The sequence below is a fragment of the Streptomyces sp. NPDC058279 genome (genome assembly GCF_042881255.1).
Lineage (GTDB): Bacteria > Actinomycetota > Actinomycetes > Streptomycetales > Streptomycetaceae > Streptomyces.
On sequence record NZ_JBHVYA010000019.1, the window covers coordinates 46,951 to 68,402 of the forward strand.

Annotated in this window: 17 protein-coding genes; 15 read left to right on the forward strand and 2 right to left on the reverse strand. The window is 73.3% G+C overall.

Annotated features, from left to right (window positions below; translation table 11 throughout):
* The first annotated feature begins 33 nt into the window (after window positions 1-33).
* The 4 genes from ACFVXJ_RS26880 to ACFVXJ_RS26895 are packed head-to-tail and all read left to right on the forward strand — an operon-like array spanning window position 34 to window position 3,886.
* Window positions 34-1,131, forward strand: a complete 1,098-nt coding sequence (locus ACFVXJ_RS26880; protein ID WP_389665480.1) for an energy-coupling factor ABC transporter permease — start codon at window positions 34-36, stop codon at window positions 1,129-1,131.
* Window position 1,132: 1 nt separating this feature from the next.
* On the forward strand, window positions 1,133-1,894 hold the full coding sequence (cbiQ, locus tag ACFVXJ_RS26885) for a cobalt ECF transporter T component CbiQ (protein WP_389665482.1): 762 nt from the start codon (window positions 1,133-1,135) through the stop codon (window positions 1,892-1,894).
* A gap of 2 nt (window positions 1,895-1,896) precedes the next feature.
* The gene (locus tag ACFVXJ_RS26890) at window positions 1,897-2,688 is read left to right on the forward strand and encodes an energy-coupling factor ABC transporter ATP-binding protein (protein ID WP_389665483.1); all 792 of its coding nucleotides are present in this window, start codon (window positions 1,897-1,899) and stop codon (window positions 2,686-2,688) included.
* 28 nt (window positions 2,689-2,716) lie between these two features.
* A complete protein-coding gene (locus tag ACFVXJ_RS26895) occupies window positions 2,717-3,886 on the forward strand; it encodes a serine hydrolase domain-containing protein (protein ID WP_389665485.1) in 1,170 nt (389 codons plus the stop codon).
* A 73-nt stretch (window positions 3,887-3,959) separates the two neighbouring features.
* Here ACFVXJ_RS26895 and ACFVXJ_RS26900 read toward each other — a convergent pair whose 3' ends face one another.
* Both ACFVXJ_RS26900 and ACFVXJ_RS26905 read right to left on the reverse strand, forming a co-directional pair.
* Complete coding sequence (locus ACFVXJ_RS26900; protein WP_389665486.1) at window positions 3,960-5,591, reverse strand: penicillin-binding transpeptidase domain-containing protein; 1,632 nt, start codon at window positions 5,589-5,591, stop codon at window positions 3,960-3,962.
* 144 nt (window positions 5,592-5,735) lie between these two features.
* Window positions 5,736-7,502, reverse strand: coding sequence for a dolichyl-phosphate-mannose--protein mannosyltransferase (locus ACFVXJ_RS26905; protein ID WP_389665488.1), 1,767 nt, complete (start codon window positions 7,500-7,502; stop codon window positions 5,736-5,738).
* A gap of 78 nt (window positions 7,503-7,580) precedes the next feature.
* Between ACFVXJ_RS26905 and rsmI the strand changes: the two genes are divergently transcribed.
* The 11 genes from rsmI (at window position 7,581) to galE (ending at window position 21,291) form a co-directional block, all read left to right on the forward strand.
* Window positions 7,581-8,477: a 16S rRNA (cytidine(1402)-2'-O)-methyltransferase gene (gene rsmI, locus ACFVXJ_RS26910; protein WP_389665490.1), complete on the forward strand. Its 897-nt coding sequence runs from the start codon at window positions 7,581-7,583 to the stop codon at window positions 8,475-8,477.
* A gap of 273 nt (window positions 8,478-8,750) precedes the next feature.
* Entirely contained in the window at window positions 8,751-9,137 is a 387-nt protein-coding gene (locus ACFVXJ_RS26915) for a hypothetical protein (RefSeq protein WP_389665573.1), read from the forward strand.
* Between the two features lie 83 nt (window positions 9,138-9,220).
* Window positions 9,221-10,096 carry a TatD family hydrolase gene (locus tag ACFVXJ_RS26920; protein ID WP_389665492.1) on the forward strand — a complete coding sequence of 292 codons (876 nt, stop codon included), beginning with the start codon at window positions 9,221-9,223 and terminating at the stop codon, window positions 10,094-10,096.
* Window positions 10,097-10,572: 476 nt separating this feature from the next.
* Window positions 10,573-12,039, forward strand: a complete 1,467-nt coding sequence (locus tag ACFVXJ_RS26925; RefSeq protein WP_389665575.1) for a ubiquitin-like domain-containing protein — start codon at window positions 10,573-10,575, stop codon at window positions 12,037-12,039.
* Window positions 12,036-12,938 carry a 16S rRNA (adenine(1518)-N(6)/adenine(1519)-N(6))-dimethyltransferase RsmA gene (rsmA, locus tag ACFVXJ_RS26930; RefSeq protein ID WP_389665494.1) on the forward strand — a complete coding sequence of 301 codons (903 nt, stop codon included), beginning with the start codon at window positions 12,036-12,038 and terminating at the stop codon, window positions 12,936-12,938. The genes ACFVXJ_RS26925 and rsmA overlap by 4 nt, the downstream gene beginning before the upstream one ends.
* Window positions 12,935-13,840 (forward strand): 4-(cytidine 5'-diphospho)-2-C-methyl-D-erythritol kinase, encoded by a 906-nt coding sequence (locus ACFVXJ_RS26935; protein ID WP_389665496.1) that lies wholly within the window; start codon window positions 12,935-12,937, stop codon window positions 13,838-13,840. Before rsmA ends, ACFVXJ_RS26935 begins: the two co-directional genes overlap by 4 nt.
* Window positions 13,841-13,907: 67 nt before the next feature.
* Window positions 13,908-15,704, forward strand: a complete 1,797-nt coding sequence (locus tag ACFVXJ_RS26940; RefSeq protein WP_389665498.1) for an ABC-F family ATP-binding cassette domain-containing protein — start codon at window positions 13,908-13,910, stop codon at window positions 15,702-15,704.
* 159 nt (window positions 15,705-15,863) lie between these two features.
* Window positions 15,864-17,528 carry a PQQ-binding-like beta-propeller repeat protein gene (locus ACFVXJ_RS26945; protein WP_389665499.1) on the forward strand — a complete coding sequence of 555 codons (1,665 nt, stop codon included), beginning with the start codon at window positions 15,864-15,866 and terminating at the stop codon, window positions 17,526-17,528.
* Window positions 17,529-17,571: 43 nt separating this feature from the next.
* Window positions 17,572-19,299, forward strand: a complete 1,728-nt coding sequence (locus ACFVXJ_RS26950) for a PQQ-binding-like beta-propeller repeat protein (RefSeq protein ID WP_389665501.1) — start codon at window positions 17,572-17,574, stop codon at window positions 19,297-19,299.
* A 128-nt stretch (window positions 19,300-19,427) separates the two neighbouring features.
* Window positions 19,428-20,120, forward strand: a complete 693-nt coding sequence (locus tag ACFVXJ_RS26955) for a response regulator transcription factor (protein WP_389665503.1) — start codon at window positions 19,428-19,430, stop codon at window positions 20,118-20,120.
* Between the two features lie 211 nt (window positions 20,121-20,331).
* Window positions 20,332-21,291 carry a UDP-glucose 4-epimerase GalE gene (galE, locus tag ACFVXJ_RS26960; protein WP_389665504.1) on the forward strand — a complete coding sequence of 320 codons (960 nt, stop codon included), beginning with the start codon at window positions 20,332-20,334 and terminating at the stop codon, window positions 21,289-21,291.
* Window positions 21,292-21,452 lie beyond the last annotated feature (161 nt).

Consider the following 21,452-nt stretch of genomic DNA (forward strand, 5'->3'; position numbering starts at 1 on the left):
GACGAGTCAACCGCAGGAAGCGGAGCGAAACCCATGCACGTGCCCGACGGCTTCATCGATGCCCCCGTCTCCGTCGCCGCGGGTGTAGCGGCCGCCGGAGCGGTGGCGATCAGTCTCCGCGGCGCCCGCCGGGAACTCGCGGGCCACTCCCGGGCGGACGCGGGCGCCGCGGGGGAGCGGGCCGCGCCGCTCGCCGGACTGGTGGCCGCCTTCATCTTCGCCGTGCAGATGCTGAACTTCCCCGTCGCCGCCGGCACCAGCGGACACCTGCTCGGCGGCGCCCTCGCCGCCATCCTCGTCGGCCCCTACACCGGCGTGCTGTGCGTCTCCGTCGTGCTGCTCATGCAGGGCGTGCTGTTCGCGGACGGCGGCCTGACCGCCCTCGGCGTCAACATCATGAACATGGCCGTCGTCACCGTGGTCGTCGCCTACGCGGTCTTCCGCGGCCTGGTGAAGGTGCTGCCCAAGACCCGGCGCTCGATCACCGTCGCCGCGTTCACCGGCGCCCTGCTCTCCGTGCCCGGCGCGGCCTGCATGTTCACCCTCCTCTACGCCCTCGGCGGCACCACCGACGTACCGCTCGGCAAGGTGTTCACCGCGATGGTCGGCGTGCACGTCCTGATCGGCATCGGCGAGGCCGTCATCACCGCCGCGACGGTGGGCGCGGTGCTCGCCGTACGCCCCGACCTGGTCTACGGCGCCCGCGGCCTGAGCACGCCGCTCAAGCTGCGCGTCGGCGGCGAACTGGTCGACGCCCCGGCCGCCGCCGCGCCCGTCGCCGGGCCCCGCTCCACCAAGCCCGTGTGGATCACCGGCCTGATCACCGCCCTCGTGCTCGCCGGCTTCGTCTCCTACTACGCCTCCGCCAGCCCGGACGGCCTGGAGAAGGTCGCCGCCGACAAGGGCATCGACCGGAAGGTGGGGCAGCACGCCGCCGCGGACTCCCCGCTCGCCGACTACAGCGTCAAGGACATCACGGACGCCCGTCTCTCCGGCGGCCTCGCGGGCGTCATCGGCGTCGGCGCGACCGTCGTCGTCGGCACCGGCGTCTTCTGGACCGTGCGCCGGCGCCGCGCGGAGGACCTGACGGCCGGCTCCACCGCCGTCCCGACCGACCCGGCCGCGGGCTGACATGGGCGCCGGACACAGCCACAAGCTCTACCGCCACGGGCACTCGGCCGTGCACGCGCTGCCCCCGCAGTGCAAGCTCGCCGCCGCCTTCACCTTCGTGGTGGTCGTCGTCTCCACCCCGCGCGAGTCCATGTGGGCGTTCGCGCTCTACGCCGTCCTCCTCGCCGCGGTCGCGGCGGCGGCCCGCGTCCCCGCCGGCTTCCTGCTGCGGCGGCTGCTGATCGAGGTGCCGTTCGTCGCCTTCGCCGTCCTCATGCCCTTCGTGGCCGAGGGCGAGCGGGTGGAGGTGCTCGGCGTGTCGCTGAGCGTCTCCGGTCTGTGGGGCGCCTGGAACGTACTGGCCAAGGGCACCCTGGGGGTGGCCGCCTCCGTGCTGCTCGCGTCGACGACCGAACTGCGGGCGCTGCTGCTCGGCATGCAGCGGCTGAAACTGCCGCCGCTGCTGGTCCAGATCGCCACGTTCATGATCCGGTACGGCGACGTGATCACCGGCGAGCTGCGGCGGATGTCCATCGCCCGGCGCTCGCGCGGCTTCGAGGCGCGCGGCGTCCGGCACTGGGGGGTGCTGGCCAAGACCGCCGGCTCGCTCTTCATCCGTTCCTACGAACGCGGCGAGCGGGTCTACCTCGCGATGATCAGCCGCGGCTACACCGGCTCCATGCCGGTGATCGACGACATCGCGGCCTCGCGCGCCCAGTGGGCGTACGCGGCCGCACTCCCGGTGACGGCGCTCGCCGTCTGCCTGATGGGATGGACGCTGTGACGATGGACGCCGTGACGATGGACGCCGTGACCACCGACGCCCCCTCGCTGGAAGTCTCCGGCCTCGCCTACGCCTACCCCGACGGACACCAGGCCCTCTTCGGCGTCGACCTGACCGTCGGGCGCGGGGAACGGGTGGCGCTGCTCGGCCCCAACGGCGCGGGCAAGACCACCCTCGTCCTCCACCTCAACGGCATCCTGGGCGGTGGCGTCGGCGCGGTGCGGGTGGCGGGGCTGCCCGTGGAGAAGCGGAACTTCGCCGAGATCCGCCGGCGCGTCGGGATCGTCTTCCAGGACCCCGACGACCAGCTCTTCATGCCGACCGTGCGCGAGGATGTGGCCTTCGGCCCGGCGGCGGCCGGGATGCGGGGCGCGGAACTGCGGGCGCGGGTGACGGAGGCCCTGGAACTGGTCGGCATGGCCGCCTTCGCCGACCGGCCGCCGCACCACCTGTCGTTCGGGCAGCGCCGCCGGGTGGCGGTGGCGACCGTACTCGCGATGCGGCCGGAGATCCTCGTCCTGGACGAGCCCTCCTCCAACCTCGACCCCGCCTCGCGCCGGGAGCTGGCGGACATCCTGCGCTCGCTGGACGTCACGGTGCTGATGGTGACGCACGACCTGCCGTACGCGCTGGAGCTGTGCCCGCGCGCGGTGGTCCTCAGCGAGGGGGTCATCGCGGCCGACGGACGCACCCAGGACCTGCTGTGCGACGAGGAGCTGATGCGCGCCCACCGGCTGGAGCTGCCGTTCGGCTTCGACCCGCGGTCGGTGACGCTGCCGGCGGCCGTGGCATAAGTACCATCGGCCGATTGTTGGACCGCTCGTGAACATCCAGGGTGAGGTGGCGGAGGGCTTCGAGCCCGTCCGCGAGGCTTTCGTACGCAACTTCGAGGTGCTCGGGGACCGGGGCGCGGCCGTCGCCGTGTACCGGGACGGGCGCCGGGTCGTCGACCTGTGGGCCGGGACGAAGGACGCGGACGGGACCGACCCCTGGCGGGCGGAGACCGCGCAGGTGGTGCGGTCCGCGACCAAGGGCGTGGCGGCGGCGGTGCCACTGCTGCTGCACCAGCGGGGGCTGCTGGACCTGGACGCGCCGGTGGGGGCGTACTGGCCGGAGTTCAAGGCGGGCGGCAAGGACCGCGCGCTGGTCCGGGACCTGCTGGCCCACCGCGCGGGGGTGCCCGCGCTGGACCGGTCGCTGAGCCCGGCCGAGGCCGTCGACGGGGTGTCGGGGGCGCGGGCCGTCGCGGAGCAGCGGGCGTTCTGGGAACCCGGCACCGAGCACGGCTACCACGCGCAGACCTACAGCTGGCTGCTGGCGGAGCTGGTGCTGCGGGTGACCGGGGAGTCGATCGGGGCCTGGCTGGCGCGGGAGGTCACCGGCCCGCTGGGCCTCGACTTCTGGATCGGCCTGCCGGAAGCGGAGGCGGCGGCCGGTCGGGTGGGGCGGGTGGCGGCGGTGGAGCCGCCGGAGTCGGCGGCCGGGTTGCGGACGCGGCCCCGCAGGAACGTTTCGCAGGCGTACGCCGACCCGGAGTCGCTCACCCGGCGCGCCTTCGCGGCGATCGACCCGCTGCCGGACGAGAACGCCCCCGAGTACCGGGCGGGCGAGCTGCCGGCCTCGGCCGGGATCGGGACGGCCCGGGCGCTGGCCGGGTTCTACGCGGCGCTGCTCGGGGACACCGAGGACGGCGCCCGGCTGTTCGACCCGCGGACGACGGCGCTGGCGTCCGGCGAGCTGTCGGCGGGGCCGGACCGGGTGCTGGTGGTGAACACCCGCTTCGGACCGGGGTACATGCTGCACGGCCCGGCCTCGCCGCTGCTGTCCCCGGCGTCGTTCGGCCACCCGGGGCGGGGCGGCTCGCTGGCGTTCGCGGACGCGGAGGCGGGCATCGGCTTCGGCTACGTCACGAACGCCCTGGCCACATCGGTCACGGCCGACCCCCGCGCCCAGGCCCTGGTCCGCGCCCTCCGCGCGGCGCTCGCTTCTTGACGCGCCCTGGCGGTCCGGGAGGCCCGCCGGGGCCGAGCGGTGCGAGGGGCGCGTCAAGAAAGAGCGCGGCGCGTCAGGAACGAGAAGGAGCGCCCAGTACGGCCGCCACGATGGGGCCGGCCGCGTCCGCGCCGTGGCCGCCCGATTCGACCATGGCCGCCGCCGCCACGTCGTCGCTGAAGCCGGTGAACCAGCTGTCCGGGGTGACGCCGTCCACCTCCGCCGAGCCGGTCTTGGCGCCCTTGTCGCCGCCGACCGAGGACATCGCCCCCGACGCCGTCCCGCTGGACGCGGTCAACCGCATCATCGAGACCAACTGCTGCCGCACCGACGGCTTCATCCCGCGCGCCGCCTCGGCGATCGGCCGGCCGTCCAGCTCCGCCGGGACCAGCAGCGGCTGGTGGAACCGGCCGCTGCGCGCCGTGGCCGTGAGGGACGCGACGTTCAGCGGGTTCATGGTGATGTCGCCCTGGCCGATGTACTCGGCCGCCGCCTCCGCGCCGGTGGCGACGGGGACCTTGCCGTCGACCGACTTGACGCCCGTCTTCCAGTCCAGGCCGATGCCGAAGACCTCCTTGGCCTCCTTCGCCAGCGCCGCGTCGTCCTTGACGTCGTCGATCTGCTTGATGAAGGCGGTGTTGCAGGATTTGGCGAAGCTGGTCGCGAAGGTCGCGCCGGGCAGCGCGAAGTCGTTCAGGTTGTGGAAGGCGCGGCCGCCCCAGACCGCTTCCTTGACGCATTCCGCCGGCCGGTCGGCCGCCGCCTTGCCCCGGTCGAGCAGCATCGCCGCCGTCACGATCTTCATCGTCGAGCCGGGGGCGCGGGCGCCCCGCATGGCCGCGTTGAAGCCGTCCTTGCGGTTGTTGGCCACGGCCAGGACGTGCCCCGTGCTGGGCTGGACGGCGACCACCGAGGATTCCGGATAGCGGGTGACGGCCTTCTCCGCCGCCGCCTGCACCCGCGCGTCCAGGTACGTCGTGAGCGTGCCGGGCTCGCCCTCCGCCAACGTCAACAGCGTCCGCTTCGGCGCGCCCGCGACCGCCGGTTCGATCCACAGTTCCGCGCCGGGTTTGCCGCCCGCCTTGGCACCGTAGGTCTGTCGCAGCTCGGCGAGGAGCGGGCCCAGCGAGGGGTACTTCTCCGCCGTGAGCTCCTCGCCGGTGTGGTCCACGGCCTTGACCGGCGGGCTCGCGGGCGCCCCGGCGCGCAGCCGTTCGCCCTTCTGGAGCTGCGGGTGCAGGACCGAGGGCTGCCAGTCGACCAGCGCCTTTCCGGTGGTGACGCCGCGTACGACGGTCAGCTGCGAGTCGTAGGCGAAGGGCTTGGTGATGCCCTCGTACGTGACCTCGGCCTCGACCTTGAACGGCACGGTGGAGCCGTTCGGCGTGCCGGGGGTGATCACGGCCTTGGACACGTACGCCTTGGACTTGAAGTCCGCGACCGCGCCCTGGGCTTCCTGCGCGTTGTTCGTCAGGTCGGCGGCCGCGCGCTCGTCGCCCGAGGCCCAGGCGGCGAGGAAGTCCTTCGCCGTCCGCGCGACCTCCTTGCCGGTCGGCGGCCCGCTGTCCTTGGCGGCCGTGACCCCCGTCGCCCCGCCGCCCCCGGCGCTGTCCTCCCCGACCAGCATGTACACGCCGTACCCGGCACCGCCGACCATCGCGAGGAACACCCCGCCGACGATGGCACCCTTCGCCGCCCCGTTCACTTGCGCCCCCTCCCGGACCACCGTCCCTGAACGTGTTCAAGAACCTTGTGGTGTGGACCTTATGCGGTGCACACGAGCGAGACACGCCTCGTTATCGGACCGGGACGTCGTGGCCGATTCCCGCCCCCCGCCCGCCATCGACCGCTACACCCACGTGTCCAGCCACATCCGGCCGCGCCAGGAGTCCATGGGGATGCTCCCGCCCGTGTAGATCGGCCAGAAATAGATGAAGTTCCAAATGATCAGCAGGACCAGGACGCCCGCTCCGATCGCGCCCAGTGCCCGGCGGCGCTCCGACGAGCCGGCCGGGCCGAGCAACGCGCCGATCATCATCGTCACCGCCAGGCACAGGTACGGGACGAAGACCACCGCGTAGAAGTAGAAGATCGTCCGTTCCTGGTAGTTGAACCAGGGCAGCAGACCCGCGCCCAGCGCGCACGCGATCGCGCCGGCGCGCCAGTCGCGGCGGAAGGCCCACCGCCACAGCACGTACAGCAGGGCGAAGCAGCCCGCCCACCACAGCAGCGGCGTCCCCAGGGCCAGCACCTCGCGGGCGCACTTGCCCGTCGCGGTCGCCGGGCAGCCATCCGTACCGGGCGCGGGGGACTCGTAGAAGTACGAGACGGGCCGACCCAGCACCAGCCAGCTCCACGGGTTCGACTCGTACGTGTGACCCGAGGTCAGGCCGACGTGGAACTTGTACACCTCGGTCTCGTAGTGCCACAGGCTCCGCAGCCACTCCGGCAGCCAGGACAGCGAGCTGTGCCGGTCGTTCTTGGCGGCCCAGTCGCGGAAGTAGCCGCCCTTGCCGTTGTCGGGGCTCAGCAGCCAGCCCGCCCAGGACGCCAGGTACACGGCGATCGCCACCGGCACCGTCGACAGGAAGCCGGGCAGCGCGTCCCGGCGCAGCATCGCCGCGTACGGGGCGCCCGCGCCCGCCGTGCGGCGCGCCGCCGCGTCCCACAGCACGGTCAGGACGCCGAAGAACGCCAGCACCACCAGGCCGTTCCACTTGGTACCGAACGCCAGGCCCAGACAGACGCCCGCCAGGAGCCGGTACGGGCGCCACCCGAGCCGCAGCGTCTGCGCGACGAGCGGGTCCGGCCGGGTGCGGCCCTCGCCGTCCACCGGCAGCGCCGCCGCGAGCCGGGCCCGCGTCCGGTCCCGGTCGATGAGCAGCGCCCCGAAAGCGGCCAGCACGAAGAACATCAGCACCAGGTCGAGCAGCGCGGTGCGGCTCATCACCAGGTGCAGCCCGTCCACCGCCAGCAGCGTGCCCGCCAGGCAGCCCAGGAACGTCGACCGGAACAGCCTGCGGCCGATCCGGCACAGCATCAGAACGGACAGGGTGCCCAACAGGGCGGTCATGAACCGCCAGCCGAACGGATCGAAACCGAACATCCACTCGCCGAGGCCGATCACCCACTTTCCGACCGGCGGGTGGACGACGTACCCCGGCTCCAGCGGCAGCGCGACCCCGCCCGGGTCGGCGAGGATCGACTTGTCGACGTCCTTGGGCCAGCTCGCCTCGTAGCCCTGCCGGATCGTGGCCCAGGCGTCCTTCGCGTAGTACGTCTCGTCGAATATCACCGCCTTCGGACTGCCCAGGTGCGCGAACCGCAGCACTCCCGCGACCAGCGTCACCAACAGCGGCCCCACCCACGACAGGACGCGCTGCCAACGCCCGCGCGCGGCGACGGGCACACCGATCGCCGTCCACAACTGCTCGGATGGGCGCGCGTACGGGGGCACGAGGCGGGTGCGGACGTCCGCGCCCCGCGCGCGCGGGGCGTAGCCGAAGCCGCGCAGGCGGCGGAGCCAGACGGGCGGCTCGGGTTCGGAGCCGGGTCCGCCCGGTGGGACGGGCGGGGCCCCCGCGGGGCTGGGCGGCGGCGTCGCGGTACTGGTCACCGGGTCATCGTAGGGAACGCGCCTGGGGGAACCCCAGTGGCTGCGCGAGTCACCTGGGGCGGCTGAGAGGATGGGCGGGTGACGAATGACCAGCCCCGCGCCGCCGAAGCCCCCTCCACCGCCGGCGTGCTCGTGCTCGCCGGGACCCCGATCGGCGACCTCGCCGACGCCCCGCCCCGCCTCGGGGCCGAGCTGGAGCGGGCCGACGTGATCGCCGCCGAGGACACCCGGCGGCTGCGCCGGCTGACCCAGGGCCTCGGCGTGCACACCACCGGGCGCGTGCTGTCGTACTTCGAGGGCAACGAGTCCGCCCGCACCCCCGAGCTGGTCGAGGCGCTGGAGTCCGGCAAGCGCGTGCTGCTGGTCACCGACGCCGGGATGCCCTCGGTCTCCGACCCCGGATACCGGCTCGTCGCCGCCGCCGTGGCCAAGGACATCAAGGTCACCGCCGTCCCCGGGCCCTCCGCCGTGCTGACGGCGCTCGCGCTGTCGGGACTGCCCGTGGACCGGTTCTGCTTCGAGGGGTTCCTGCCGCGCAAGGCCGGCGAGCGCCTCGGCCGGCTGCGCGAGGTCGAGGGCGAGCGGCGCACGCTCGTCTACTTCGAGGCCCCGCACCGGCTGGACGACACCCTGGCCGCGATGGCCGAGGTGTTCGGCGCGGGCCGGCGGGCCGCCGTGTGCCGCGAGCTGACCAAGACGTACGAGGAGGTCAAGCGCGGCGGTCTCGGCGAGCTGGCGGCCTGGGCCGCCGAAGGCGTGCGTGGCGAGATCACGATCGTCGTCGAGGGCGCGCCGGCCGCCGCGCCGGGCGACGTGGACGACGAGGAACTGGTGCGCAGGGTGCGGGTGCGCGAGGAGGCGGGGGAGCGACGCAAGGAGGCCATCGCGGCGGTCGCCGCCGAGGCCGGCGTACCCAAGCGCGACGTCTTCGACGCGGTGGTCGCGGCAAAGAATGCGGCTCAAAACGTCCCGTAGATCGGTAAAGAGATAAGCTGAAAAGCAAAGCTCAGACCGCGTACCGGCCTTTTTGGGCATGACTGGCCCAAAGTCCGCCCAACACTGGACAGGGCCTGATGCGCTCCCGCCCGAAGAGGCGTCCACTGGCAATGCACCAGTGGAACAAGAGGAGCTGGCATGAGTGAGATCGCTGAGACCCCGGCACCCGCACCGACCGCCGCCACCGCCATACCCACCGCCCCGTCGAGGCCGGCCGTGCACACCGTGCACGAGGCGTACTCGTTCGCCTGCATGAAGTGCGGATACGGCTGGGAGCAGGGGTACGAGATCGAGCACCACGTGAACGGCCACGGCGAGCCGTTCATCGTGTACACGGTCGACAGCGAGCGGGTTCCCTCCCCCCTGTCCAACCCGACCTGCATGAACTGCGGCGGCCACGTGGTCCGCATCATGCGCGAGGGACAGGTCAAGTCGGTCCTCGGCATGCTCGACCAGCTCTACCACCAGGCCATCCACCCCGGCATCGCCGGACCGGTCCCGGCCACCCACGACGCCCCCCGCCCGCCCAAGCAGCGCAAGAACGTCCCCGACCACCCCGCGCCGGGCCCCGTGCCCGTCGAGGACGCCGCCGCCCGCCGCGGACCGCTGGCCCGGCTGCGGAGGCTCTTCCGGAAGTGACCGGAAAAGTACGGGCAGCGGCTGACGGTGACAGGCAGTGATCGGCGGGGTCCGCCCATCCCACCGGTCATAAGATCGGCCTCATGAGCCGTACCCCGAACGACGCGCCGCCCCCGCTGCCCGAACCGCTGCGGGTGGCGGTCGCCGACTCCCACACCCACCTGGACATGCAGTCCGGAACCGTCGAAGAGGGCCTAGCCAAGGCCGCCTCGGTGGGCGTGACCACCGTCGTCCAGGTCGGCTGCGACGTGAAGGGCTCCCGCTGGGCCGCCGAGACCGCCGCCGCGTACGAGAACGTCCACGCGGCCGTCGCCCTTCACCCCAACGAAGCGCCCCGCATCGTGCACGGTGACGCCGACAACTGGTCGAGGCAGGGCGCCCGGCCCGCAGGCGGCGAGGGCGCGCTCGACGACGCGCTGGCCGAGATCGAGGCCCTCGCCGCGCTCCCGCACGTCAAGGCGGTCGGCGAGACCGGACTGGACTACTTCCGCACCGGACCCGAGGGCATGGCCGCGCAGGAGCGTTCCTTCCGCGCCCACATCGAGATCGCCAAGCGCCACGGCAAGGCCCTGGTCATCCACGACCGCGACGCCCACGCCGACGTGCTGCGCGTCCTGCGCGAGGAGGGCGCCCCCGAGCGGACCGTCTTCCACTGCTACTCCGGGGACGCGGCCATGGCCCGGGAGTGCGCGGCCGCCGGCTACTACATGTCCTTCGCCGGGACCGTCACCTTCAAGAACGCCGCGCCGCTGCGCGAGGCGCTCGCCGTGGCGCCGGCGGAGCTGGTGCTCGTCGAGACGGACGCCCCGTACCTCACCCCCGCCCCGTACCGGGGGCGGCCCAACGCGCCCTACCTCGTTCCGCTGACGGTGCGGGCGATGGCCGCGGTCCGCGGCATCGACGAGGACGCGATGGCCACCGCGCTGGCCGCGAACACCGCCCGCGCCTTCGCCTACTGAGCCACCACTGGGTCACCTGTACGAGCCCGCGACCCGCCGACACGCTGGGTAGCGCGCCGGCTTTGATGAGTGACGGCCGTTCCCGCTAGGGTGCCGTGCCCGAACCAGCGCGGGGCCGGACACGTGGAGCGAGCGTCGTGAGCGAGACACAGGGCAGTGGCGGACACCGCCGTGGCGGCCGCGGCGCGCGGACGGCGGAGCCGATGGCGTGGCCGGAGCCCGACGGCAGCGGCCCGGCCCCCGACCGGCCCCGGAGCGGCCCGGGGCCGTGGCCCCCGGACCCGCCCGCCGCCGCCCTCCGGCACGGACCGGCCCACCGCCGGGGCGAAGCACCCGCCGGCGCCCCGGACGTCGGTCAGGGCCACGGCGCCTCCGTCGCCCCGTACGACCGCCCGTACGACCGCCCGTCCGACACCCGGTACGAGCGGCAGGGTGACGGGCCGTACGGGAGCCGCCCCGGCGGCCCGCTCGACGACCTGTTCGGCCCGCACGGCGACGCCGAACCCGCCTCGCCCTGGAACCGGGACCCGGCCCCCGACCCCGAGCCGGGACCCGACCCCGGAGCCGGTCCCGAACCCGCCGTCCCCGCCCCCCGTGCCGCCCGGCGCCGCAAGGCCCGCGGGCGCACCACCGCCCCGCACGAGACCCCGTACCGCACCCCGACCGAGGCCCCCCCGGGCCCCGGCCGCCGGCGCCGCCCCGAAGCCGGCGCCGCCACCCTCGCGCCCCCCGCCGAGACCGGACCCGGGCGCCGCCGCCGGAGCGAGGGGCCGCCGCCGGCGCCGCTGCCGGCCCCGGCCGGCGCGGGCACCGGAAGACGCCGGGCGGCGCCCGCCCCCGCGCCCGCCGGCCCCGACCACTGGCGCCGCATCGTCCCGCAGGCCCTGGTCGTCGCCTTCCTCGCGGGCGGCACCACCGCGTTCGTCGCCGCCGACAAGACGGTCCGCCTCACCGTCGACGGCGTACCCCGCACCCTCCACACCTTCGCCGACGGCGTCGACGAACTGCTCGCCGCCGAACACCTCGGCGTCGGCCCCCACGACCTCGTCGCCCCCGGCCGCGACACCGCCCTCGAAGACGGCGAGGAGGTCGTCGTCCGCTTCGGCCGCCCCCTCCACCTCACCCTCGACGGACAGCGCCGCCAGGTGTGGACCACCGCCCGCACCGTGGACGGCGCCCTGCACCAGCTCGGCGTCCGCGCGGCAGGCGCCTACCTCTCCGCCGCCCGCACCACCGCCGTACCGCGCACCGGACTCACCCTCACCGTCCGCACCGAACGCGGCGTCACCTTCATGGCCGACGGCCACGAGACCACCATCCGCACCAACGCGGCCACCGTCCAGGAAGCCCTCGGACAGGCCGGGATCACCCTGCGCGGCCAGGACACCACCTCGGTCCCCCCGGAGTCCTTCCCCCGCGACGGGCAGACCGTCACCGTCCTGCGCATCACCGGCACCCGCGAGGTCCGCGAGGAGAGCATCCCCTTCGAGACCGAGCGGGCCGAGGACGACAACCTGTTCGCCGGCACCGAGCTTGTGGAACGCGCCGGCCGGCCCGGCGCCCGCCGGGTCACCTACAGCCTGCGCACCGTCAACGGCGTACAGGAGAAGCCCCGCCGGCTCGCCGACGAGGTCATCCGCGAACCCGTCACCCAACTCGTCAAGGTCGGCACCAAGCCGCTGCCGGCCTCGGTCGCGGGCGCCGATGACCTCGACTGGGACGCGCTCGCCCAGTGCGAATCCGGCGGCCGGCCCGCCGCCACCGACGCCTCGGGCACCTACGGCGGCCTGTACCAGTTCGACGTGACCACCTGGCAGAGCCTCGGCGGCAGCGGCCGCCCCCAGGACGCCCCGGGCGCGGAGCAGACGTACCGGGCCAAGAAGCTCTACGTGCAACGGGGGGCGACTCCCTGGCCCCACTGCGGCCGTAGGCTTTACCGGTGAGCACCGCAGAGCAGCAGCCCCACGAGACCCCTTTCGACGCCCTCCTGGGCCCGGCCGACATCCGGGAACTGGCCGCCGTACTCGGCGTCCGGCCGACGAAGCAGAAGGGCCAGAACTTCGTCATCGACGCCAACACGGTCCGCCGGATCGTCCGCACCGCCGAGGTGCGGCCGGACGACGTGGTCGTGGAGGTCGGGCCGGGGCTGGGCTCGCTCACGCTCGCGCTGCTGGAGGCCGCCGACCGGGTCACCGCCGTCGAGATCGACGACGTCCTCGCCGCCGCGCTGCCCGCCACCATCGAGGCGCGGATGCCGGCGCGCAAGGACCGCTTCGCGCTCGTCCACTCCGACGCCATGCTCGTCACCGAACTGCCCGGCCCCGCTCCGACCGCGCTCGTGGCGAACCTGCCCTACAACGTGGCCGTGCCCGTCCTGCTCACCATGCTCGACCGCTTCCCCAGCATCGAACGGACGCTGGTGATGGTGCAGGCGGAGGTGGCCGACCGGCTCGCCGCCGAGCCGGGCAACAAGGTGTACGGGGTGCCCTCCGTCAAGGCCAACTGGTACGCGCACGTCAAGCGGGCCGGGTCCATCGGCCGCAAGGTGTTCTGGCCCGCCCCCAACGTCGACTCCGGTCTGGTCTCGCTGGTCCGCCGCGCCGAGCCGATCAAGACCACCGCCTCCAAGGCGGAGGTCTTCGCGGTCGTCGACGCGGCCTTCGCGCAGCGCCGCAAGACCCTGCGCGCCGCCCTCGCCGGCTGGGCCGGTTCCGCGGCCGGCGCCGAGGCCGCGCTGGTCGCCGCGGGCGTCTCCCCGCAGGCCCGCGGCGAGTCGCTGACCGTGGAGGAGTTCGCCGCGATCGCCGAGCACAAGCCGGCCGCCGAGAGGCCCGCGCTGTGAGCCGCTCCGTGACCGTACGGGTCCCCGCGAAGGTCAACGTCCGGTTGGCGGTGGGCGCCGCCCGCCCCGACGGCTTCCACGACCTGGCGAACGTCTTCCTCGCCGTGTCCCTCTACGACGAGGTCACCGCGACCCCCGCCGACGAGCTGACGGTGACCTGCGACGGCCCCGACGCCGACCAGGTGCCCCTGGACCGCGGCAACCTGGCCGCGCGCGCCGCCGAACTCCTCGCCAAGCGGGCCGGCCTCACCCCGTCCGTACACCTCCACATCGCGAAGCGGATCCCGGTGGCGGGCGGCATGGCCGGCGGCAGCGCCGACGGCGCGGCGGCCCTCGTGGCCTGCGACGCCCTGTGGGGGCTGGACACCCCGCGCGCCGAGCTGCTGGACATCTGCGCCGAGCTGGGCAGCGACGTGCCGTTCAGCCTGGTCGGCGGGGCGGCGCTGGGCACGGGCCGCGGGGAGCTCCTCACCCCGGTCCCGGCCGGAACCTTCCACTGGGTGTTCGCGGTCGCCGACGGCGGGCTGTCGACCCCGGCCGTGTTCCGCGAGTTCGACCGGCTCGCCGCCGGGCGGGACATCCCCACGCCCGAGGCGTCCCCGGTGCTGCTGGCGGCCCTCGCCTCCGGCGACCCCGACGCGCTCGCGGCGACCTTGGCCAACGACCTCCAGCCCGCCGCGCTGTCGCTGCGGCCCCGGCTCGCCGACACCCTCGCGGCGGGCACCCGGGCCGGAGCCCTGGCCGCACTGGTCTCCGGCTCCGGCCCCACCACCGCGTTCCTGGTCCGCGACGCGGAGTCCGCCGGCACGGTGGCCGCCGCCCTGGAAGCGTCCGGGACCTGCCGTACCACGCGGGTGGCGACCAGCCCCGCCCCCGGAGCCACCGCCCTCCCGGAGGGTTAGGCTGAGGGGCTGATCCACACCCTCTCCCGGACACCGGCCGGGGGGACCCCCACCTGGAGCGCGTCTGATGGCCGTCAATCTGGTCAATGTCGAGGCAGTCAGCAAGGTGTACGGCACCCGTACCCTGCTCGACGGCATCTCCCTCGGCGTGTCCGAGGGAGACCGCATCGGCGTCGTCGGCCGCAACGGCGACGGCAAGACCACCCTCATCCGGATGCTCGCCAAGCTGGAGGAACCCGACACCGGCCGCGTCACCCAGTCCGGCGGACTGCGTATGGGCGTCCTCACCCAGCACGACTCCCTCGACCCGCGGGCCACCGTCCGCCACGAGATCATCGGCGACATGGCCGACCACGAGTGGGCCGGCGACGCCAAGATCCGCGACGTGCTGACCGGCCTGTTCGGCGGCCTCGACCTGCCCGGCTTCGGCCAGGGCCTCGACACCGTCATCGGCCCGCTCTCCGGCGGCGAGCGCCGCCGCATCGCCCTGGCGAAGCTCCTCATCGCCGAGCAGGAACTCCTCGTCCTCGACGAGCCCACCAACCACCTCGACGTCGAGGGCATCTCCTGGTTGGCCAAGCACCTCCAGGAACGCCGCTCCGCGCTCGTCTGCGTCACCCACGACCGCTGGTTCCTCGACCAGGTCTGCACCCGCATGTGGGACGTCCAGCGCGGGGCCGTCCACGAGTACGAGGGCGGCTACAGCGACTACGTCTTCGCCCGCGCCGAACGCGACCGGATCGCCGCGACCGAGGAGTCCAAGCGGCAGAACCTCATGCGCAAGGAGCTCGCCTGGCTGCGCCGCGGCGCCCCCGCCCGCACCTCCAAGCCCCGCTACCGCATCGAGGCCGCCAACGAGCTCATCGCCGACGTGCCGCCGCCGCGCGACACCTCCGAGCTGATGCGCTTCGCCAACGCCCGCCTCGGCAAGACCGTCTTCGACCTGGAAAACGTCACGGTCCAGGCCGGCCCCAAGATCCTCCTCAAGCACCTCACCTGGCACCTCGGTCCCGGCGACCGCGTCGGCCTCGTCGGCGTCAACGGCGCCGGCAAGACCTCCCTGCTGCGCGCCCTCGCCGCGGCGGCCCGCACCCAGGGCGAGGAGCAGCCCGCGGGCGGCAGCGTCACCGTCGGCAAGACCGTGAAGCTGGCCTACCTCTCCCAGGAGGTCGGCGAACTCGACCCGTCGCTGCGCGTCCTGGAGGCCGTCCAGCGCGTCCGTGACCGCGTCGACCTCGGCAAGGGCCGCGAGATGACCGCCGGTCAGCTCTGCGAGCAGTTCGGGTTCACCAAGGAGAAGCAGTGGACGCCGGTCGGCGACCTCTCCGGCGGCGAGCGGCGACGCCTGCAGATCCTGCGCCTGCTGATGGACGAGCCCAACGTCCTGTTCCTCGACGAGCCGACCAACGACCTCGACATCGAGACCCTGACCCAGTTGGAGGACCTCCTCGACGGCTGGCCCGGTTCGATGATCGTCATCTCCCACGACCGGTTCTTCATCGAGCGCACCACCGACACCGTGATGGCGCTCCTCGGCGACGCGACCCTGCGGATGCTGCCGCGCGGCCTGGACGAGTACCTGGAGCGCCGCCGGGCGATGATCGAGGCCGCCGCCCCCGCGCCCGCCCCCGCGGCCGTCAAGTCGTCGTCCTCGGGCGACGCGCGCGCCGCGAAGAAGGAACTCCAGAAGATCGAGCGGCAGCTCAACAAGATGTCGGACCGCGAGTCGAACCTGCACGCGCAGATCGCCGAGAACTCCACCGACTACGACAAGGTCGCCAAGCTCGACGCGGAGCTGCGCGAACTCATCGCAGAACGGGACGAGTTGGAAATGCGCTGGCTGGAGCTGGCCGAAGACGCGTGATCCGCGCCGCGCACGGCCGCCCGCCGGCCGGATAACGGCCACGTCACGGGCCGGTCCGCCCTTGGGAACAGGGCGTGGACCGGCCCGATGTATGTTCGGCGTCAGTGATAGAAAGGTCATCCTCCCGTCACGACCGTCCGACGCCGAAGGTATGCGCTGATGACCGAGCCGCCCCAGCCGCCGCCGAACCAGCCGCCACCGCCTTCCGGTTACGGCCACCTGCCCGGCCCGCCGCAGCCCGCCCACGTGCCCCCGCCGGGCGCGAACCCGTACGCCCAGCAGCCCCCGACGGTCCCGCAACCCCAGGCGCCGCCCGGGCAGTTCGCGCAGCCCGGCTACGGCTACCCGCCGCCCCCGACCGTCCCCCAGGGCATGCCCGGTGCCCCCGGCCACCCCGGCGGGAAACGCCCGCGGCAGCCGGCCGTCATCCTCGCCGCCGTGGTGGGCGCCGTCGTCGTCCTCGGCGCCGGCGGTTACTTCGCCTTCGGCCACGGCGGCGGCGACTCCCCCAAGCATCCCGTCGCGCAGGGCAGTACGCCCGCCGACGACAAGCCCTCCGGCTCGCCGTCCGTCGACACGGGCGACGGGAGCGGCAACGGCAGCGGCGACCAGGAGGACCTCAACGCGGGCCGCAAGCCCGGCGAGGACAAGGTCCTCTGGTACAAGAGCGCGAAGATCGACGGCCCGGGCGCGGGCGTTCCCGCGCAGGGCCAGTGGATCGTCGGCGACTCCGTCGTCAAGACGGTGGGCCGGTCCCTCGTCGGCTACCAGGTCACCGACGGCAAGCAGAAGTGGAAGCTCGACTTCCCCGCCGATGTCTGCGGGAGCACCAACCAGACCACCGGCGACGGCAAGACGGTCGTCCTGCTCAAGGACGGCGACAGCGACACCGCCGACTGCACCCGGATGAAGCTGATCGACCTCAAGACGGGCAAGGAGGGCTGGACGAAGACTGTCGAGCAGCAGAACCTCTTCGACACCGCCATCAGCGCCTACCCGAGCATCGTCGGCGACACGGTGGCCGTGAACCGGAGCATCTCCACCACCGCCTACAAGATCAGCACCGGTGACAAGATCTTCACCGGCAACGTCCCCGAGGGCTGCAAACCGCGCTCCTACATCGGCGGCAACGCCAAGATGATCGGGCTCGCCACCTGCGAGGACGCCGACCGCACCGTCGAGGTCCAGGGCATCGACCCGGCCACCGGCACGAAGAGTTGGACCTACCGGCTGGCCAAGGGCTTCGAAGTCAACAGCGTCTACTCCGTCGACCCCCTCGTCATCGACGTCGGCAACCGCGACACCAAGAAGCGGGCCATCATGTCCCTGGGGCCGGACGGGAAGGCGCGCGCCAGCATGTCCGCCGAAGGCTCCTTCGTCGTCAACTGCGGCGTGGCCGGCGACAGCCTCCAGGGCTGCGGCACCACCGCCGTCGCCGACGACACCCTCTACCTGGCGACCCTCCCCGCGAACGGCGCCAAGGCGAACGAGATCGTCGCCTTCGACCTGGGCACCGGCAAGGCGAAGTGGCGTACCCCGTCCGGGGAGAACGCCGGCATCACCCCCCTCACCGCCGAGAAGGGGCGGCTCATCGCCTACCGCAAGAGCGTGTCCTCGGACAAGGGCGGCGAGATCGTCTCCGTCCCGGCCGCCGGCGGCAACCCCACCGTGCTGCTGCACAATCCGTCGGGACCCGCCTCGGAGGTCGAGAGCGCGTTCTACTCACCGGAACTCGACTACGTGGACGGCCGGTTCTTCGTGTCCGTCACCCGCCTGCAGGCCGACGGCAAGGACGAGAAGCTCCTGATGGCCTTCGGCAAGTGAACGAGTCCACCGAGCCGCCCACCGAGAGGCAATAGATCCCCCCATGAGCACGCCCAATACCCCGCCCCCGCCGAACCAGCCGCCCGGCGGCTACGGCGCGCCCCAGCCGCCCAACCAGCCGCCGGCCGGCGGCTACGGCGCGCCCCCGCCGGTCCCGCCCATGCCGCCGACGGTCCCGCAGCAGCCCCCGGCCGCCGCGCCCGGGCAGCCCTCCTACGGCTACCCCCCGCAGGCACCGGCCGGCTACGGCTATCCCCAGCAGCAGCCCCCCGGCTTCCCGACCGTGCCGCAGCAGGCCGCCGGCCAGGGCGCCGGCGCGGGCGGCGGCGACAAGCGCACCCAGCTGGTGATCGTCGGCGCCGCCCTGCTGGCCATGGTCCTCATCATCGGCGGCGGCTTCTGGTACGTCTCCGACCAGGACGGCGGCGGTGGCACGCAGCCCGTCGCCCACGGCGACCCCACCGGCTCCACGGGCAACGAAAAGGGCCCGACGCCCCAGGGCGGCACGGAGAAGGTCCCCGCCAACCCCAAGTCGCGGACCCTGATCAACGTCCCCAGCCCCACGCCCGACGACGTCGTGTCCGTCGACGGCTCCTGGCTCACCGACAGCACCTACGTCAAGTCCGACGTGGCCAAGGTCGTCGGGTACAACCTCGTCGACGGCGGAAAGAAGTGGGAACTCCCGCTCCCCGCCCAGATCTGCGGCGCGACCAAGCACGTCAGCGGCAACAAGACCGCCATCCTCTTCCAAGAGGGCATGGCCAGTGACAGCAACAAGTACCCGCAGTGCACCCAGGTCGGCGTGATCGACCTCGACACCGGCAAGCTCGTCTGGTCCGGCACCGCCAAGTCCCAGACCAACGGCGACAAGCCCGTCCCCTTCACCGAGGTCACCCTCAGCGGCCAGACCGTCGCCGCCGGCGGCCTGCGCGGCGGCGCCGCCTGGAACCTCGCCGACGGCAAGTCCCTGTGGACGCCCAAGGTCGACGGCGACGGCTGCTACGACCTCGGCTATGCGGGCGGCGAGGCCCTCGCCGTCCTCCGCAAGTGCGGCCAGGACCCCAACCAGACCCTGTACGCGCAGTCCCTCGACCCCGCCACGGGCGCGCCGAAGGCTTCGTACAAGCTCGCCCCCGGCATCGAGTGGGCCGGCATCATCTCCACCAAGCCGCTCATCGTCGCCGCCAACGTCGGCAACACCGCCAAGAACGCCACCAACGTCAGCGACCTCTTCGTCATCGACGACGCCGGCCAGCTCAAGTCCCGCATCGGGCTCTCCAGCGGCAACTACGCGCCGGACTGCCCCGCGACCGAGGTCGAGCAGTGCACCGGCATGGTCGTCGGCAACGGCAAGGTCTACCTCCCGACGTACGAACACCAGGGCGCGTCGTCCTCCATCGGCCGCACCAACGAGATCGTCTCCTTCGACCTGGACACCGGCAAGGGCACCACCGACCGCGCCGACGCCGGTGAGCGGTACACGATGTTCCCGCTGCGCATGGACGGGTCGAACATCATCGCCTACAAGGAGCCCCCGTACGACGGAGGCGGCCAGATCGTCAGCATCGACGGCAAGACGATGAAGCAGACCGTCCTGATGCAGAACCCGTCGGACAAGGCCGTGCACAGCGCCGAGACCCAATTCGTTGTCGACCACTCGGAGTTCCGCTACCACAACGGGCACCTGTTCATCGCCCGCACGATGGTCCGCAAGCCGTACGGCAGCGCCGGCGACCCGGAGCACCTGTTCGTGTCCTTCGTCGCCAACTGAACCGTCGACCTCCTCGCGCGAGCCCCCGGACGACCCAACGCTTCCGGGGGCTTTCGCACGGTAACCGGCACGCCCCGTCGAACAAGCGTGTAGCTTGCCGGGTCTGGAGGAACGGGGAGGGTGCCCTCATGGGCGTACGGGTCATGGTGGTCGACGAGCACCGCCTGCTGGCCGAGGCGCTCGCCTCGGCCCTCAAACTGCGCGGCCACCGGGTTCTCGCCGCCGCCGCGCCGGCCGCAGGCGCGGCCGAACTGGTCATCAGTCGCGCCCCCGAGGTCTGCCTCTTCGGTACCGCCACCCCCGCCGAACCGACCGTCTTCGAACCCGTCGTCCGCATCCGGCGCGAACGCCCGCAGATCGCCGTCGTGGTCCTCGGTCCGGTGCCGAACCCGCGCGGGATCGCCGCCGCCTTCGCCGCGGGCGCCTGCGGGTACGTACGTCACGACGAGCGCATCGAGGGTGTGGAGCGGGCCCTGGCCAAGGCGCGGGCGGGGGAGGTCGCCATCTCCCCGCAGTTGTTGCAGAGCGCCTTCGCGGAACTCCTCAACCCCGCCGCCCAGCCCGACGACGAGGGCAGCCGGTTGCTACGGCTGCTCACCCCGCGCGAGGTGGAGGTCCTGGTCCGGGTCGCGGAGGGCGAGGACACCCGACTCATCGCGGCGGGCATGGCCATCGCGCCCAGCACCGCCCGCACGCACGTCCAGCGGGTGCTGATGAAGCTGGGAGTGGGATCACGGCTGGAGGCGGCCGCGTTGGCCGCCCGTACCGGGCTCCTGGACCGGGCGGCGCCGCCCGTGTGGCCGCCCGCCGACCGGGACTGAGCAAGCCCGCCGTCCCGGGCGGCGCCCCCGTGTGGCCGCGCGTCGACCGGGGCTGAAAGCCCGTCGACCGGGCCCCGCCGCCCCCCGGGGTCGCGCTCCGGGGGATTGGGGCAGGATGTCCGGGGCGGATTTCCCCGGACGCGTGCGATCCGGTAAGCCGGACCCAGCACGCGGCATCCCGCGTGCGTCACCCCGCGAGAGGCAGCATCACGTGAGCAAGTACCTGGTCACGGGCGGCGCCGGATATGTGGGCAGCGTCGTCGCCGCCCACCTCCTGGAAGCCGGCCACGAGGTCACCGTCCTCGACAACCTTTCCACCGGCTTCGGCGAGGGCGTCCCCGCGGGCGCCACGCTGATCAACGGGCGCATCCAGGACGCCGCCGAGTACCTGGACGCCTCCTTCGACGCCGTCCTGCACTTCGCGGCCTCCTCGCAGGTCGGCGAGTCCGTCGTGAACCCCGGCAAGTACTGGGACAACAACGTCGGCGGCACCCTCGCGCTGCTGACCGCGATGCGCGAGGCCGGCGTGCGCAAGCTCGTCTTCTCCTCCACCGCCGCCACCTACGGCGAGCCCACCGAAGGGCTGCTGACGGAGACGTCCGTGACCGCGCCGACCAACCCCTACGGCGCCTCCAAGCTGGCCGTCGACCACATGATCGCCGGCGAGTGCGTGGCGCACGGCCTGGCCGCCGTGTCGCTGCGCTACTTCAACGTGGCCGGTGCCTACGGGGAGTTCGGCGAGCGGCACGACCCCGAGACGCACCTGATCCCGCTGGTCCTCCAGGTCGCGCTCGGACAGCGCGCGTCCATCTCGGTGTTCGGGGACGACTACCCGACGCCCGACGGCACCTGCGTCCGCGACTACATCCACGTCGCGGACCTCGCCGAGGCCCACCTGTCGGCGCTGCGTGTCGCCGCCGAGGGCGAACACCTGATCTGCAACCTCGGCAACGGCAGCGGCTTCTCGGTCCGCGAGGTCATCGAGACCGTCCGCAAGGTCACCGGGCGGGAGATCCCCGAGATCGTCGCCCCGCGCCGGCCGGGCGACCCGGCGGTCCTGGTGGCCTCCGCCCGCACGGCGCACGAGCGCCTCGGCTGGACCCCCACCCGCTCCGACCTCACCGGCATCGTGACCGACGCCTGGAACTTCGCGCGCCGCCACCACTCCTGACCGGCCCGCACACCCTGACCGGCCCGCACGCCGAGGCCCGCCCGCGCACCCCGGCCCGCCCGCGGCTTCCCGTCCGCGCGGGCGGCGCCCGGCGGCGGGGGCGCGTGTCATGGGGCCGCGCGCCGTGGCCGGGCGCCCTGCGCGGGCGCCCGGCGTGCGTA